Source organism: Burkholderia sp. PU8-34, from assembly GCF_053427725.1.
In genome coordinates this window covers 303,239-317,647 of the sequence record NZ_JBSAXC010000001.1, presented here as the reverse complement: position 1 = coordinate 317,647, position 14,409 = coordinate 303,239, and the positions used below count along the sequence as shown (strand labels likewise).

Below are 14,409 nucleotides of genomic sequence, written 5' to 3'. Positions count from 1 at the left end.
GGGAGGGCGGCAGGGCGGCCGCCGGGCGGGCGAGGCCCGGCGAACGTGGGTCTGCGGGTGGTGCGGCCGACCGCCGACGCGCGGCGGTCTGTTTGAAACGGAATCAGGGGCGGATCGATCGGGCAGCCGTCTCATGGAAAACCCCGGCCACGATCGTGACCTGCGCGAGCGCGTAGAGGCCCCAGATCAGGTAGTCGATGCCCGGAAAACCGCCGAGGAACCGGCCGACGCCGATCAGCGTATCGGAGCCGACGAAGATCAGGCTGCCGACGGCCACCAGCGGGCCGTGTGTGCGGGCGGCGAGCGCGAAGCTCGCCATCGCGCACAGGACGAGCATGTAGACGGCGACCGGCGCCAGCAGCTCGCCGAGGTGCGGCAGGAAGGCCAGGTAGAACGCAGGCGCGGCGATCCACAGCCCGACCAGCGCGACGATGCGCCAGCCGTGCGGCCGTGCGCGCCAGCGCAGGAAGATCGCGCAGTAGCACAGGTGCGTGAGCAGGAACGCGCCGAGGCCGCCGACGAACGACAGCGGCCAGCCGGGCAGCGCGAGCAGCACGTCGCCGAGCACGGCGGTCATGAGCGCCGCGCACAGCCACGCGCGTTCGCGCGCCGCGCCGCACGCGCTGCCCACGGCGAGCAGCAGCACGCCCATCGAGGCTTTCGCGGCGGCCTGGCCCGGATAGGGGGCGGCGGCGAGCGACAGGCCGTACAGCAGCGCGGCGGCGACGGCGAGCGGCCAGAGCCGGCGGTAGGTGGCGGGAAGCATGGCGGGCATTGTGGCGGTCATGGCGGGCGTCTCCGGAAGATTGTTGTCGGCGGCGCGCCTGCGGGGGCGCGGCTGCCGGCCATTATCCGGAAGAACGCTGCGGCGAAAACCGGCGAATCCTTCTAGGAAATGCGGCGGTGCGCTGCGTCGCGATCGGCTCGTTCCCGTGTGCTGTACCGGCGGTCCGGAGCAACCGCGCGTTTATGCATGCATTGCTCGGATGTCGCGCAGTTGCCCGCTGACGGCGCGCCGCGTGATCCGTACCGGGTCGTCGTCTCTTTGCGCTTTGCCCCGGCTGAACCGGGGCATACGCTGAAATTCGGCTTGCTATCATCGGCGCGGGACACGTTTTCCCGCCCGGCTGCGCTACAGGATTCGCCAGCCGGCGCGACGGTCACGACCGCCGGTCGCGCCGCCCGTCCGAAATGAATCCGTGCCGTTCCGATCCGCCGATGACCGACCGCAGGCATGGCGAGACCGGCTCTCAGAAAACAGGTTCGACATGACCGAACTTCTCCACGGCGACGGTGCGATCCGTCGCACGTCCCCGTACGGCGCCTCGATCGAAAACACCTATGCAGGCGTGCTGTCGTTCATGCGGCGCAATTACACGCGCGCGCTCGACGGCGTCGATGTCGCGATCTCGGGCGTGCCGCTCGATCTCGCGACGACCTACCGTTCGGGCGCGCGGCTCGGCCCGGCGGCGATCCGCGCGGCGAGCGTGCAGCTCGCGGAGCTCAATCCGTATCCGTGGGGCTTCAATCCGTTCGACGAGCTGGCGGCGATCGACTACGGCGACTGCTGGTTCGACGCGCACAACCCGCTGACGATCAAGCCGGCGATCGTCGAGCATGCGCGCACGATCCTGCGCTCGGGCGCGAAGATGCTGACGCTCGGCGGCGATCACTACATCACGTACCCGCTGCTCGTCGCGCACGCGGAGCGCTATGGCAGGCCGCTGTCGCTGATCCATTTCGACGCGCACTGCGATACGTGGGCCGACGACGAGCCGGACAGCCTCAATCACGGCACGATGTTCTACAAGGCGGTGAAGGAAGGGCTGATCGATCCCGCGACGTCGGTGCAGGTCGGCATCCGCACGTGGAACGATGATTTTCTCGGGATCGAGCGGCTCGATGCCGCATGGGTGCACGAGCATGGCCCGCGCGCGGCGGTCGAGCGGATCGTCGACATCGTCGGCGCGCGGCCCGCGTACCTGACGTTCGATATCGATTGCCTCGATCCGGCGTTCGCACCCGGTACGGGCACACCGGTCGCGGGCGGGCTGTCGTCCGCGCAGGCGCTCGTGATCGTGCGCGCGCTCGGTGCGGTGAACTTGGTCGGCGCGGATGTCGTCGAGGTCGCGCCGGCTTACGATCATGCGGACATTACCGCGATCGCGGCCGCGCATGTTGCGTGCGATCTGCTGTGTTTGTGGCGGCAGAAGAAGGTGGCGGGGGCGTTGAAGTAGGCGGGCGCGCACGGCTACGCAACGCAACGGGCCGACAGGCGGGTGCCCGTCAGCCTTTCTCGAATGAATGCGTGCTGCGTCGCGCGTTACTTCGCCGCGAGCGCGCTCGCCACGCGCTTATCGATCCATGCGTTGTCGGCAACACTCAGCTTCTGCGGAATCAGCTTCGCCCCGTAGAACGCATCGGCGACGCCTTGCTGAACCGCGACGATCTTCTCGTCGATCGGCACCGCGCCGAACGGCACGCGCTTGATCCACGTCTCGACGAGCGGCAGCGGCAGGCCGACCTTCGGCGCGAGCAGCGCGGCAGTTTCGGCCGGATGCCCGTTGACCCACAGGCCTGTCTCGCGCGCCTGCTTCAGGATCGCGCCGACCACGTCGGCATGTTGCTCCGTGAAATCCCGCGTCGCCTCGTAGAAGTTGTTCGCGGGCGTGAGGCCCGTGTAGTCGGACAGCGTGCGGATCTTCAGCGAATTCTGCGCGGCCGCGTAGTACGGGTCCCACACGGCCCATGCGTCGACGCTGCCGCTCTCGAACGCGGCGCGCGCGTCGGCGGGCGGCAGGTACACGGGGCGGATCTCGTCGTAGCGCACGCCGGCCTTCTTCAGCGCTTCCAGCAACAAGTAGTTCGCGCTGGAGCCCTTCTGCAGCGCGACCTTCTTGCCGCGCAGGTCGGCGAGCGAGCGGATCGGCGAGTCGCCCTTCACGAACACGGCTTCGTTGTGCGGCGACGGCGGTTCCGCGCCGACGTACACGAAACGGACGCCGGCCGCCTGCGCGAACACGGGGGGCGGTGCGCCTGTATAGCCGAAGTCGATGCTGTTTGCGTTCAGCGCTTCGAGCAGTTGCGGGCCGGCCGGAAATTCGAACCACTGCACACCGTAGCCAAGCGGCTTGAGCCGCGCCTCGAGCGAGCCTTGCGCCTTGATGATCGACAGCAGGCCGGCCTTCTGGTAGCCGATGCGCACGACCTTGTCGGCGTCGCCTTGCGCGAAGGCCGACGCGGCGGACAGCGCGACGAGCGTGACGGCGGCGGTGCGGGTGATCCAGCGGGTGAAACGAATCATCGAACGGGCTCCATGCGAAACGTCTTCGGGCGAGCGGTGTTCGCCGCTCGGTTGGAAGAATCGTCGCATGGGCATGCGCGCCCGCAAACGAAGCAATGCCGATATGAATATGACGGCGCCGGGCCTATGCTTTGTCGCCGGGCGCGTCCGGCGCACCGCTCTGGCGCGCGGCTTCGTCGCTGAGTTTCTTGTCGAGGATCGTCGCGACACGGCCGCCGAGGTACGCGCTTGCCGCGGCTTCGAGTGCACGGTTCGTCTCGCCTTCGACGAACACGGCCGCGAGCGGACGCAGGCGCCAGATCGCGTCGACGAGCGCGGGCACGTCGGTCGGCGGCGGCAGCGTGCCTTCGTCGTAACGGTCGAGCCGCTTCACGACGAGGTCGACGAGCAGCCGCGCGATCGCGTCGAAGTGCGGGCGCGCGAGGCTGATCACGTCGAGCAGCTCGCGCGGCGGAATGCCTTCCTTCGTCATCGCGGCCGCCGCCTCGAGCAGCGCGGGGCTCTTCGCGACGAACGACAGGCCGCGCCGCTCGAGCAGGCCGAGCTCGGTCACGCGCGACAGCTGCGTGGCCGTCTGCGGGCCGAACATCTGCGCGAGCTGGGCGAGCGAATAGGTCTTCGGCAGTTCGTGCGACCAGCGGCCGCCGATCGCGTTTTCGAGGCCGAGGATCGAGCGCAGGTCGTGGCCTTCGTCGATCGCCTTGATCAGGTCCTGGATGTTCGACAGCGTGTAGCCGCGCGCGAGCAGGTGATTGATGAGTTTCAGGCGGGCGACGTGCGTGTCGTCGTAGATGCCGACGCGGCCGCGTTTCTCGGGCGGCGCGAGCAGCCCGCGGTCCTGGTACGCGCGGACGTTGCGCACGGTCGTGTCGGACACGCGCGCGAGCTCGTCGACCGTGTACTCATTGCGGCTGTCCGCAGCGGCCTCGTCGGGTGTGGAGTGAGTCTGTTTTGGCATGCGGCCATTCTAGCGCGACGCGGCGGGCGCGGGCGAGGCGGGGAGTGTGCGTGCGCCGTCGCCGAGCGGGCGCTGCAGCAGCGCGGTGTCGATCCAGCGGCCGTGCTTGTAGCCGACCGCTTTCAGGATGCCGATCGGCTCGAAGCCGAACGCGCGATGCAGCGACGTCGAACCGCCCGTGCCGCCGTCTGCGATCACCGCGATCATCTGCCGCCACGGGCCGGACTCGCAGCGCGCGATCAGGGCCGCGAGCAGCGCGCGGCCGGTCCCGCGCCCGCGTTGCGCGTCGTCGATATAGATCGAGTCCTCGACCGTGTGGCGGTACGCGCTGCGCGTACGGTACGGCGTCGCGTACGCGTAGCCGGCGACGCGGCCGTCGCATTCCGCGACCAGATACGGCAGCCCGTCGCGCAGCACGGCGGCGCGGCGCGCGCGCAGTTCGGCGACGTCGGGCGGCGTTTCCTCGAACGACGCGACGCTGTGGCGGACGTGATGCGCGTAGATCGCGTGGATGGCGTCGAGGTCGGCGTCGGTCGAGTCGCGGACGATGCAGGCGGCTGGCGTGGCGGACATGGTGACGGGCGCAAGGGTGGCGATTCAGGGGAACCGCTACTATGCGGGCGATTGCCGGGCCCGTAAAGCGGCGGCCGCGCGTCGGGCGTCGCGGCGTTCAGTTCGGCGGCCGTTTCTTCTGCGTGTCGCGCGGCAACTCGTTGAAGCGGGCGAAATAGTAGGCGGAAAAGCGGCCGTGGTGCCCGAAGCCGAACGTCAGCGCCGTATCGGTGATGCTGGCTCTCGGGTCGGTCAGCAATTGCACGCGGGCGGCGTCCAGCCGGATGTTGCGCAGCAGCTCCATCGGGGTCGCGCCGTGGTAGCGGCGACACAGCACGTTCAGCGTCCGAAAGCTGACGCCGGCCGCCCTGGCGAGATCTTCGAGCGAGATCGGCGCACAGAGCCGCGCGTCGATGAATTCGAGCAGCGCGTCCATCTGCCTGATGCCGCCCCGCGCGCCGGATTCCGCCGGCGCGCCGCGCGAGTCCGCCGCCGGGCCCGCCTGCGCCGCGGTGAGCGATGGGCGATGCACGAGCAGGAACAGCGCGAGGCTTCGTTCGAAATGGTCGCGCCACTCGGCCCGTATGCCGCCTTCGTCGGCAACGGCGAGGACGTTCAGCAGCGACTGCGCGATCAGATCCCATTGCGACGCCAGCGCCCCCGGCAGCAGGAATCCCGGCGCGAGGCCGGGCGCCGCGTCGTCGGGCGGCCGGCCGGAGACCAGGCGTATCAGCGAATCGGGCACCTTGACGATCAGTTGCCGGGTGCCGGGCCGCCAGCGGAGGCGGACGTGCGCCTTGGGCGCCAGCACGGCGGTGCGTCCTTCGGACACGCCCATCACGTGCCCGTCGCACTCTATTTCGGCGCCGCCCGCGAGCGACGTGTGGACGAGCGAAAAGCCGTCGAACGGGCGCGGCGTGACCTCGACTTCGGCGCCGTACTGCAATGCGTAGATGGTCAGGTGATTCAGCTGCGCCTTGAAGAGCGCCGCGTCGGGCACGCCCCGCTTCCAGCGCAGCGCATGCTCGGCCAGCTCCGCGGACACCTGCTCGTGCGCATCCATGCGCAAGCCGGATCGGAACAGGCAATTCCGATACAGCGCGGACAGCACTTCCGCATTGGGGGTGAGGGGCATGGCGTCTCCTGTGTGGCGTATCCGTGCTGCGCATCCGGCTGGCCGCGGATGTGCGTCGTGCCACATCGGTTTCTCTTGTGTCTGGATCTCCTGAACGGATGATATTGATCTTTGTCAGGCTTGTGTAAAGTATCGCAAGAACCGGATAGTCGTCGTTCCCGCCAATGCAAAATCCGGATAGCGCGCGGAAAAGCGGATCAAATTCGCGAGCCGCGTGCAAATTCCGGATAGTGAAAAACATTGTGGCTTCCTACACTGCGCCGGTATCTGGACGGAAACCGTTTGGCGACAACGCTTCGTACAACTACTAAATAAATGCGCCGAACGTTCGCTGACGCCGCACGTTGAAACGGCGCGACCGACGGGCGGTGTCACGCCGCTCGGCGGTGAGCGGCGGATGCCTGCTGCTTCGCACGGACATCGTGAGACGGTTGCCTCCGGCCCCGAACCCCATCTGAAAAAGGAAGGAACCCACATGCGTCAAATCAACCTGCAGGCGCTTTCGGACGACGCGCGGCTGGGCCCGCTGCACGGCGTCGTGCTGTTCTGGTGCGCGCTGATCATCGTGTTCGACGGCTACGACCTGGCGGTGGCCGGCATCGCGCTGCCGGCGATCATGAAGGAGATGGGCGTCAATCCCGCGCAGGCCGGCTTCATGGTCAGCTCGGCGCTGTTCGGCATGATGTTCGGCAACATCGTGTTCGGGACCGTCGCCGAGCGGATCGGGCGTCGCTGGGCCATCGCGGCCTGCCTGACGCTGTTCAGCGTGTTTACCGCGGCGGCCGGACTGGCGCCGACGCCCGCGCTGTTCGGCGCCGCCCGCTTCCTGGCGGGCATCGGCATCGGCGGCGTGATGCCGAACGTGATCGCCCAGATGACCGAGTACGCGCCGCGGCGCGTGCGCAGCACGCTGGTGACACTGATGTTCAGCGGCTATTCGGTCGGCGGCATGCTGGCGGCCGTGATGGGCAAGGGGATGATCGAGGCGTACGGATGGCAGTCCGTGTTCGTCGCCGCGGGTGCGCCGGTGCTGCTCGTCCCGCTGCTCGTGAAATGGATGCCGGAATCGCTGCCGTTCCTGATCAGGCGCGGCCGGACGGACGAACTCGCGCGCATCGCGCGCCGGCTCGATCCGGCGTACCGGCCGCAAGCGGGCGACTGTTATGTCGTCCCGCGCGAGGACAAGGCGGGCAACGCACCGGTTCGCCAGTTGTTCGACGACGGTCGCGGCTTCAGCACGGTCATGTTCTGGATCGCCTGCTTCATGTGCCTGTTCATGGTGTATGCGCTCAGCTCGTGGCTGACCCGGCTGATGGCGGGCGCGGGCTACAGCCTCGGCTCCGCGTTGACGTTCGTGCTGGTGCTGAACGCCGGTGCGATGGTCGGCGCGATCGGCGGCGGCTGGCTGGCCGACCGCTTTCCGATCAAGACGGTGCTGGTGTCGATGTATCTGCTCGCCGCGGTGTCGATCACGCTGCTCGGCTACAAGATGCCGACCGCGCTGCTGTTCGTGCTGGTCGGCCTGGCCGGCGCGTCGACCATCGGCACGCAGATCGTCAACTGCGCGTATGCGGGGCAGTTCTATCCGATGGCGATCCGTTCGACCGGCATCGGCTGGACGCTGGGCGTCGGCCGCAGCGGCGCGATCCTGGCGCCGATCGTCATCGGCGCGCTGGTGGGCATCGATCTGCCGCTGGAACAGAACTTCATGGCGATCGGGCTGCCTGCGCTGGTGGCGGCCGTTGCGGTCGGACTGATCGATCATCGGCGCTCGGCTTCGCATCACGGCCGCCAGGAGTCCGGCGGCGAGCGGCAGGTGTCGCATGCGCAACAGTCCTGAGCGGCAGATGGCGGGGCGCCGGCGCGAGGCCGGCGGCCGATCGCGCGCGGCAACGCCGCGTCGTTCGTCTCATGGGAACAAGTCAGTCATGCATATCGATTCGGGGGCGTTGAAGGCGATGGTGAAAGGGAATGCGCTTGCAATGGCGCTGATGGCGGCAGCTGGCCTCGCGCATGCGCAAGGCAGTGTGACGCTGTACGGCATCGTCGATACCGGCGTTTCGTACTACAACCATGCGGCGAAGGGCGGATCGGCGGTGGGCATGCCGCATCTGACCGGCGAAATGCCGTCGCGGTGGGGCGTGAGAGGCGCCGAAGACGTTGGCGGCGGCTACCGGGTGTTCTTCGTGCTGGAAAACGGCTTCCAGCCCGGCACGGGCGGGTTCAATTACGGCGGGCGGCTGTTCGGCCGGCAGGCGAACATGGGCCTGAGCAGCGATCACGGAACGCTCACGCTCGGCAGGCAAATGAACATGACGGCCTATGCGCTCGCCAACGCCGACGTGATCGGGCCGTCGATTCATTCGCCGAGCAACTTCGACGCGTATCTGCCGAATGCGCGCAGCGACAATGCGATCGGCTACCTGGGCAAGTTCCGGGGATTCAGGATCGGCGGCACGTACAGCTTCGGCCGCGACGCCGCCGGGCCGGCCGGGCCCTCTGCCACCGGCTGCGCGGGGCAGGTGCCGGGCAATCCGCTCGCGTGCCGGCAATATACGGTGCTGGTCGGATACGACGCGACGCGCTTCGGCGTCGCGGCGTCCTACGACGTGAAGCGCGGCGGGGCGGGCGCATCGGCGCCGCTCGACAGCAGCGCGCATACGAGCACGCACAGCGTCGTCGGCGGATACGCGGTGATGGGGCGTGCGAAACTCGGCGCGGGATGGATACGGAACAACGTCGCGGCCGCCACTCATTTGCAGACCGACATCTTCTTCGCCGGGACCACCTATACGCTGACGCCGACGGTGTCGTTCGACGCGCAAGGCACGCGCTACCTGCAACGCGGGCCGGCGCGCAACGCGGCTGCGAACGCGACCTTGCTGGTCGGGCGCGCGAACCATCTTCTGTCCAAGCGGACGCGCGTCTACACGTCGGTCGGATACATGCTGAACGGCGCGACGGCCGCCAAGGCGGTCGCTGCCGGCGGAACGGTCGACATGGGGCGGAACCAGTTCGGGATCATGGCCGGTCTGCAGCAGCGGTTCTGACCGGGCCGCGGCGCCAGAGCCTCCCGTCCGCCGCACGCCGGTGCCATCATGCGCGCTTGCGCAGCGGTGCATCCTCGACGAACCACGCGAGCACGAATGCGATCGCGATCACCGTCGCCGCGGAGAGATACACGACGTGCAGCGACCCCGCGAACGCATGCAGATATGCATCGCGCACCGCGTCCGGCAAATGGCGCACGGTGGCCGGGCCGAGCGACGGCGGCAGTTCGGTGCCGGCCGGCAGCGTGCTCGCGAGCCGCGACTGCAGCCCGTTCGAGAACAGCGCGCCGAATGCGGCGACGCCGAGCGAGCCGCCGATCGAGCGGAACAGCGTGACGCCCGATGTCGCGACGCCCATGTGGCGGAAGTCGATCGTGTTCTGCACCGCGAGCACGAGCACCGGCATCACCATCCCGAGCCCGATGCCGAGCAGCGCCATGTAGCCGTATATCGTGTTGAGCGGCGTGTCGAGCGACAACGTCGACAGCAGCGCCATCGCGATACCGCCGACCAGCGTCCCCGCGATCGGGAACAGTCGATACTTGCCGAGCCGCGAGATCAGGCGGCCGCTCACGACCGACATCACGAGCATCCCGCCCATCATCGGCAACAGCTGCATGCCGGCCTGCGATGGCGTCGAGCCCTTCACGACCTGCAGATACAGCGGAATGAACGTGACCGAGCCGAACAGCGCGATGCCGACGACGAAGCCGATCAGGCTGCACAGCACGAACGTGCGGTGGCGGAACAGGTCGAGCGGCATGATCGGCTCCGCGGCGAGCCGCTCCTCGTAGAGGAAGCCGCCGATCGCGACGAGGCCGAGCACGAGCGTCATCCAGAGCTGCGGCGACGACCACGGCAGCAGCGAGCCGCCTTCGCTCGTGAACAGGACGATGCAGGTGAGGGCGGTCGCGAGGAACGCGGCGCCCATGTAGTCGATCCGGTGCTTCACGTGCGCGGTGTGCGGCTTGAACGCGACGCCGATCACCGCGAGCGCGACGAAGCCGAGCGGCAGGTTGATGTAGAAGATCCAGTGCCACGACAGGTGCTCGACCAGGAAGCCGCCGAGCAGCGGCCCGATGATCGTCGCGAGGCCGTACACGCCGCCGAACATGCCTTGGTAGCGGCCGCGCTCGTCGGGCGGGATCAGGTCGCCGATCGCGGCCATCGTGACGACCATCAGGCCGCCGCCGCCAAGCCCCTGCAACGCACGCAGCAGGATCAGTTGGGTCATGTCCTGCGCGACGCCGCAGAGCACCGAACCGGCGAGGAACAGCACGATCGCCGCCTGCAGCACGACCTTGCGGCCGTACAGGTCGCCGAGCTTGCCGTAGAGCGGCAGCACGACGGTGGACGACAGCAGGTAGGCGGTTACGACCCATGAAAGCTGGTCGAGCCCGCCGAGCTCGCCGACGATCGTCGGCAGCGCGGTGGACACGATCGTCTGGTCGAGCGCGGACAGCAGCATCACGAGCAGCAGCGCGGCGATGATCAGCCCGACAGGGGCGTCGCGGCGTGCGGTGCCGGCGGTTGGCGGGTGCGGAAGGATCTCGGTTGACATGGCTGATATCTGCCGTGGCAGTGAATTGTTCGAGAATATAGAGCGATAAAGTTGCCTGGTCAATTTCTGCCGCACCTCAAATTGTTGCAACCGTAACAGGGCGTTGGATTCACCAGTCCGGTCGCCCGTCGTCGGACTCATCAGTCAGACGGGCCGGAAATTGACCTGCATCAGGAAAGAAAATGGCGCCGGACTCAAGTTTCCTGCAGGCAAACCGTAATCCCGGATGCCGTGTGCCGATCGCCGCGGCGTTTCTTACCGCACATGTGCCGTCATGAACCTGAATGCCCTGTTCTCCCGTTTCTCGATCCGGACCCGGATCTTTTCCACGCTCGGCCTTGTCGCGGCCCTGCTCGTCGTATCTGGGCTGATCGGCCTCGCGGGCATGCAGAGTTCGAACCGCGCGCTCGAACAGGCCTATAAGCGGCAACTGGCCGCCCAGACCGCGCTCTCCGCGACGGGGCTGAACCTGACGATCGTGCGCACGACGCTCGACCGCGCAGTGCTGCATCCCGAGTCGTCCGACGTCGCGGATGTCGTAACGAAGGCCGATGGCTACCTCGCGAAGGCGGACGCCGCGTGGCGTGTCTACGCGGCGATGCCGCACGACGGCGACGAGAGTGCACTCGCCGACCGGATGGACGCCGCGCGCCAGGCGCTGATCGGGCAGGCGCTGAAACCGATGATCGACGCCGTCCGCGCCGGCCGCCACGACGACGCCGACCGCCTGCTGATGACGGTCGCACCGCCGCTGTCGATCGCGCTCACGCAGGCGACCAATGCGCTCGATGAATTCCAGGTGGCGCGCGGCAAGGACGTCTACGACACCGCGCAGACCTATTACAGCTGGCTGCGCGTGGGCGCGGTGGCCGGCATCGCGTTCGGCCTCGCCGCGTGCCTCGGCTGCGCGATCGGCTTGCACTTCGCGATCACGCAGCCGCTCGCGCGGCTGCTCACGCATTTCCGGCGGCTGTCCGACGGCGACCTGACGTCCGAGGTACGGTGGTCGTCGCGCGACGAAATGGCCGAACTGGTCAATGGCGTGACGGGGATGCAGCGTAGCCTTGCCGACACCGTGCGCCAGGTCACGAACGGCTCGGAGGCGATCGTCACCGCGACACACCAGATCGCGGCCGGCAACACCGACCTGTCACAGCGCACCGAGGAGCAGGCGGCGGCGCTCCAGCAGACGGCCGCGAGCATGGAGCAGCTCACCGCGACGGTGAAGCAGAACGCCGATCACGCGCTCGAGGCGCAGGCCTGCGCGGACAGCGCGTCCGACATCGCGACGAAGGGGGCGACGGTCGTCGGCGAGGTGATCGGCACGATGAACGAGATCGACCAGAGTTCGCAGAAGGTCGCCGACATCATCGGCACGATCGAGGGCATCGCGTTCCAGACCAACATCCTCGCGCTGAACGCGGCGGTCGAGGCGGCGCGCGCCGGGGAGCAGGGGCGCGGCTTCGCGGTGGTCGCGGGCGAGGTGCGGACGCTGGCGCAGCGCTCGGCATCGGCGGCGAAGGAGATCCGCACGCTGATCGGCGAATCGGTCGAGCGTGTCGCGAATGGCTCGCGGCTCGTCGGTGTCGCCGGCACGACGATGCAGGACATCCAGCAGGCGATCGCGCGCGTGACGAGCATCATGACCGAGATCGCGGCGGCGTCGAACGAGCAGCGCGACGGCATCGAGCAGGTGAACCGCGCGGTGTCGCAGATGGATCAGGTGTCGCAGCAGAACGCGGCGCTCGTCGAAGAAGCGGCGGCCGCGGCCGCGTCGCTCGAGGAGCAGGCCGACGGGCTGCGCCGCGCAGTGGGCGCGTTCCGCGTCGCGTGACGCGGGCGCAGACGCAGGCCCAGACCCAGACCCAGACCCGGACCCGGACCCAGACCCAGACCCAGGAAGCGGCAAGTACCGACCGGCGCAGCCGGACCTGACCGGCCGCAGGCCGTTACGGTCGACCGGAGCCTGCGCCCGAGGCGGCCGTCAACTGCGCAGCCGCGCGCGCCGATGCGACGAGCAGCAGTTTCATCGTCGCGCGCGTCGCGCCGACGAACAGCTTGCGCGCCGCACGCGCGTCGAGCGTGTCGAAATCGATCTCGGTGAGGATCACGCACGGCGCCGACTGGCCCTTGAAGCGGTAGATCGAATCGAGCAGCACGTCGCCGTCGCGATACTCGGGATTGCCGAACAGGTCGTACTTGCCGGTGAAGCTCTTGACGCGGTGCGGGCCGAGGTGGTCGAGCGGTGCGAGCACCGAGCCTTCGCGGCCGCGATACGACAGCACCGCGATGTCCTGCTTGCGGAAGCCGAGCGACAGCGCGTGCGTGATCGCGCGCTTGGTGGCGTCGACGCACGCATCGGTCAGCGCGGCGCCCGACGCGCCATCTTCGCCGTAGGCCGACACCGCGGGATCCGACCCGTCGAACGGGCTGCCCGAGCGCAGCTCGGCGGCAAGCGGCTCGACGCGGCCGACGACGTCGCGCACGAAGTCGAGCAGGTCGCGCGGGCTGCGGTAGTTGGTGAGCGCCTTCAGCGTGACCCAGCCCGGCAGCGCGACGCTCTCGCGCATGTACAGGTTCTGCAGCGGATCCTCGAGCCACCACCACGCGCCGTCCGGCGCGAGCAGCCGTTCGAGCGCCGCGGCCCACGGCGCGTGGAAATCCTGTCCTTCGTCGACGATCAGCACGTCGAACCGCCAGCGGTCCGGCACCGGCGTTTGCGCGAAGCGCGCCTCGAGCCGTTCGAACGCATCGGGCGCATCGAAGTCCGGCAGGTAGCCGCCGTCGCGCGCCACCCAGTCGCACAGCTGGTGATAGTTCGCGATCTTCGCGCCGGGCGGCGCGATGCGCGCGATGTAGTCGGCGAGCGGCCGATTGAAGCAGACATAGAGCACGCGCCGGCCCGCGGCGATCGCGTCGCGCATCGCCTGCACCGCGAGCTGCGTCTTGCCCGAGCCCGCGGTGCCGGTGACGCGCAGCCGGAACGGCGCGAACTCGAGCTGGCGCGCCCACGTGGCGAGGCCGCCGGACAGCCGCGTGACGAGCGTGCCGGCCTGTCCGACGAGCGCGCTCGTATCGGGCGTCAGCGCGAGTTCGTCGGCGAGGAAATGATGGATCTTCGGCGCGTTCGCGGCGCGCGGCTCGTCGGCGGGCAGCAGTTGCAGGATGACCTGCGCGAGCTGCGCCTTGCGCGTCGCGTCGACGATGCGGTCGGCCGCAACGCCGGCGATCGCGGCCTGGCGGATCGTGTAGTCGGGACAGTAGAGGAGTGCGTCGACGCCGTAGACGCCCGCGCCGAGCGCGGCAGTCAGGCGCCGATGCAGCGTTTCCTGCGTGCGCGCGAGCTGGATCGACACGTTGCGCTCGGTCTGCAGGTAGACCTTCACGAGCCCCTTCGGCGTCTCGCGCAGGAAGCCGGCCTTCTGCTCGACCAGCAGGATGCGGCCGGCCGGGCTGACGACGACGAACGCGGCTTCGCCGAACACGGAGAAGCCCTGCTCGGCACGCGTCCAGTGGACGCCGTGGTAGACGGTGTAGTCGTCCGGCAGCGCATGTTCGAGCGCCGCGAGCGTTTCGCGTTCGCGTTCCGCCGCACCGGTGGCGGCGAGGCTTTTCCAGTCGTCGGGAATGAGGCGGGCCATGTCGTCTCGCGGCGGATGCCGGGTGGGCGTGAACAGGTGCGGCTATTGTATAGAGTCTGTTTTCATCTGGAACGCATGTGCGGTCCAGATGAAAACAGATCCTGTGAACCTGTTCGCGGCCATGGTGCCGCGCATGTGTCGGTCATCCGACCGATGGGGCCAATGCGGCCAATGGGGCCGATGGGGCCGATGGGGCCAATGGGGCCAA

Annotated in this window: 11 protein-coding genes; 4 read left to right on the top strand and 7 right to left on the bottom strand. The window is 68.5% G+C overall.

The window, feature by feature from the left end; genetic code table 11:
- Positions 1 to 103: 103 nt before the first annotated feature.
- On the bottom strand, positions 104 to 775 hold the full coding sequence (locus tag ACV22Z_RS01330; protein ID WP_448075136.1) for a lysoplasmalogenase: 672 nt from the start codon (positions 773 to 775) through the stop codon (positions 104 to 106).
- 493 nt (positions 776 to 1,268) lie between these two features.
- Between ACV22Z_RS01330 and speB the strand changes: the two genes are divergently transcribed.
- Positions 1,269 to 2,237, top strand: coding sequence for an agmatinase (speB, locus tag ACV22Z_RS01325; RefSeq protein ID WP_448074519.1), 969 nt, complete (start codon positions 1,269 to 1,271; stop codon positions 2,235 to 2,237).
- A gap of 86 nt (positions 2,238 to 2,323) precedes the next feature.
- On the opposite strand, the gene ACV22Z_RS01320 is transcribed toward speB, so the two are convergent.
- From ACV22Z_RS01320 to ACV22Z_RS01305, 4 genes are all read right to left on the bottom strand, one after another.
- A complete protein-coding gene (locus tag ACV22Z_RS01320) occupies positions 2,324 to 3,304 on the bottom strand; it encodes a sulfonate ABC transporter substrate-binding protein (RefSeq protein WP_448074518.1) in 981 nt (326 codons plus the stop codon).
- A 124-nt stretch (positions 3,305 to 3,428) separates the two neighbouring features.
- Positions 3,429 to 4,262 (bottom strand): MerR family transcriptional regulator, encoded by an 834-nt coding sequence (locus ACV22Z_RS01315; RefSeq protein WP_448074517.1) that lies wholly within the window; start codon positions 4,260 to 4,262, stop codon positions 3,429 to 3,431.
- A gap of 9 nt (positions 4,263 to 4,271) precedes the next feature.
- Positions 4,272 to 4,835 carry an N-acetyltransferase family protein gene (locus ACV22Z_RS01310; protein WP_448074516.1) on the bottom strand — a complete coding sequence of 188 codons (564 nt, stop codon included), beginning with the start codon at positions 4,833 to 4,835 and terminating at the stop codon, positions 4,272 to 4,274.
- A 97-nt stretch (positions 4,836 to 4,932) separates the two neighbouring features.
- Complete coding sequence (locus ACV22Z_RS01305; protein WP_448074515.1) at positions 4,933 to 5,949, bottom strand: AraC family transcriptional regulator; 1,017 nt, start codon at positions 5,947 to 5,949, stop codon at positions 4,933 to 4,935.
- A 475-nt stretch (positions 5,950 to 6,424) separates the two neighbouring features.
- On the opposite strand from ACV22Z_RS01305, the gene ACV22Z_RS01300 reads away from it, so the two are divergent.
- Together ACV22Z_RS01300 and ACV22Z_RS01295 are read left to right on the top strand one after the other, a co-directional pair.
- Positions 6,425 to 7,789, top strand: coding sequence for an MFS transporter (locus tag ACV22Z_RS01300; protein ID WP_448074514.1), 1,365 nt, complete (start codon positions 6,425 to 6,427; stop codon positions 7,787 to 7,789).
- Positions 7,790 to 7,877: 88 nt separating this feature from the next.
- Positions 7,878 to 8,999 carry a porin gene (locus ACV22Z_RS01295; RefSeq protein WP_448074513.1) on the top strand — a complete coding sequence of 374 codons (1,122 nt, stop codon included), beginning with the start codon at positions 7,878 to 7,880 and terminating at the stop codon, positions 8,997 to 8,999.
- 46 nt (positions 9,000 to 9,045) lie between these two features.
- Here ACV22Z_RS01295 and ACV22Z_RS01290 read toward each other — a convergent pair whose 3' ends face one another.
- Positions 9,046 to 10,560 carry an MDR family MFS transporter gene (locus ACV22Z_RS01290; RefSeq protein WP_448074512.1) on the bottom strand — a complete coding sequence of 505 codons (1,515 nt, stop codon included), beginning with the start codon at positions 10,558 to 10,560 and terminating at the stop codon, positions 9,046 to 9,048.
- Positions 10,561 to 10,834: 274 nt separating this feature from the next.
- On the opposite strand from ACV22Z_RS01290, the gene ACV22Z_RS01285 reads away from it, so the two are divergent.
- Complete coding sequence (locus ACV22Z_RS01285; protein ID WP_448074511.1) at positions 10,835 to 12,394, top strand: methyl-accepting chemotaxis protein; 1,560 nt, start codon at positions 10,835 to 10,837, stop codon at positions 12,392 to 12,394.
- A 115-nt stretch (positions 12,395 to 12,509) separates the two neighbouring features.
- Here the strand turns inward: ACV22Z_RS01285 and ACV22Z_RS01280 are convergent, their stop codons facing one another.
- Positions 12,510 to 14,201, bottom strand: a complete 1,692-nt coding sequence (locus ACV22Z_RS01280; RefSeq protein ID WP_448074510.1) for an ATP-binding domain-containing protein — start codon at positions 14,199 to 14,201, stop codon at positions 12,510 to 12,512.
- Between the last annotated feature and the right edge of the window lie 208 nt (positions 14,202 to 14,409).